The sequence below is a fragment of the Streptomyces sp. Ru73 genome, assembly GCF_002920575.1.
GTDB lineage: Bacteria > Actinomycetota > Actinomycetes > Streptomycetales > Streptomycetaceae > Streptomyces.
The window spans coordinates 1-1,652 of record NZ_PQSQ01000208.1 but is presented as its reverse complement, the minus strand read 5'-3'; the positions used below and the strand labels follow the sequence as shown (position 1 = coordinate 1,652).

The 1,652-nt window shown below is 71.9% G+C and carries 1 protein-coding gene and 1 pseudogene; both read right to left on the bottom strand.

What is annotated here, in order from left to right; genetic code table 11:
- On the bottom strand, nucleotides 1-1,095 hold a 1,095-nt coding region (locus tag C3486_RS36555; protein WP_103837131.1), incomplete at its 3' end, for an adenosylmethionine--8-amino-7-oxononanoate transaminase.
- Nucleotides 1,088-1,652 (bottom strand): annotated as a pseudogene (locus C3486_RS36550) (biotin synthase BioB); the annotation flags it as partial. The gene C3486_RS36555 and the pseudogene C3486_RS36550, both read right to left, overlap by 8 nt.

Sequence of the window (1,652 nt, the reverse complement as noted above, 5' to 3'; positions counted from 1 at the left end):
ACTCGGAACCTTCTCCGCGTCGGCCAGCCCGTCCCGGAGACCCGCCTCGATCCGCTTTACCGCGCGGCTCCAGTCCTCGGACAGCAGCAGGTCGATCGAGGCGTTGGCGACCGCGCAGGCCAGCGGGTTGGCCATGAAGGTCGGGCCGTGTGCGAGGACCGGCACGTCCCCTTGGCTGATGCCCTCGGCGACGCGCGAGGTGCACAGTGTGGCCGCCATGGTGAGGTAGCCGCCGGTCAGTGCCTTGCCGACGCACATGACGTCCGGTGCGACGCCCGCGTGGCCGGCCGCGAAGAGTTCGCCGGTGCGGCCGAAGCCGGTGGCGATCTCGTCGAAGACCAGCAGTACGTCGTGCGCGTCGCACGCCTCCCGCAACACCCGCAAGTACGCGGGGTGGTGGAAGCGCATGCCGCCCGCGCCCTGCACCACCGGTTCCACGATCACCGCCGCCAGCTCGTCGGCATGACGGGCAATCAGGTCACGTAGGTGAGCCGAGTACGCAGGATCGGGAGCCACGTCGAAACCGGCCGGCGGGGCGTCGGCGAAGACCTGCCGCGGCAACACCCCGGCCCACAGGTGGTGCATGCCACCGTCCGGGTCGCACACCGACATGGGATGCCAGGTGTCACCGTGGTAGCCGCCGCGCCAGGTCAGCAGCCGCTGTTTCGCCGGCCGGCCCAGCGAACGCCAGTACTGCAGGCACATCTTGACGGCCACCTCGACCGCAACCGACCCGGAGTCGGCGAGGAAGACATGCCGGAGCGGCGCTGGGGCAATCTCGACCAGCTTGGATGCCAGGCACACGGCGGGCTCGTGGGTGAGCCCGCCGAACATCACATGGCTCATCCGGTCCAGCTGGCCACGTGCGGCTTCGTCGAGCACCGGGTGGTGGTAGCCGTGGATCGCCGACCACCACGAGGACATGCCGTCGACCAGTTCGGTGTGTCCCTCGGCCGGTTCGGCGAGCCGCAGCCGCACCCCGGCCGCGGACTCGATGACCAGCGGGTCGTCCGTGCCGGGCATCGGGCCGTACGGGTGCCACACGTGCTGCCGATCCAGGGCCAGCAGGTCGCGCACGTCCATCGGCTCAGGCATTGGGGGCGAGGTCCGTTCCTGCCCCGCGGCGGCGCACCGCGACCAGGTCCGTCCGGGCGCCGTCGGCGTCCCGCGCCTCCGGCACGGCGCCCCCGTCGCCGCAGGGTCCGCAGCCACCGCCGCCGTGTCCGCCGCAGCCGCTCGTGGCTTCGGCGGTGTGTCCGTCGCAGCCGGTGGCGGTGAGGGCGTCGGCGCGGTGGGCGGGCAGGGTGGTGGTGTCGGTGCCCTCCACCTCGAAGCCGGCGTCGGCGATCATCGCCAGGTCGTCCTTGCCGGCCTGGCCCTCGCTGGTGAGGTAGTCGCCCAGGAAGATGGAGTTGGCCAGGTGCAGCGCGAGGGGCTGCAGGCTGCGCAGGTGCACCTCACGGCCGCCGGCCAGGCGGACCTCCACGTCGGGGCAGACGAAGCGGACCATGGCCAGGATGCGCAGGGCGCGCTGGGGGGTGAGGTGCCACTCCTTGGCCAGCGGGGTGCCCTCGAAGGGGATCAGGAAGTTGACCGGCACCGAGTCCGGGTCCAGCTTCCGCAGCGAGAAGACCACGTCCACCAGGTCCTCA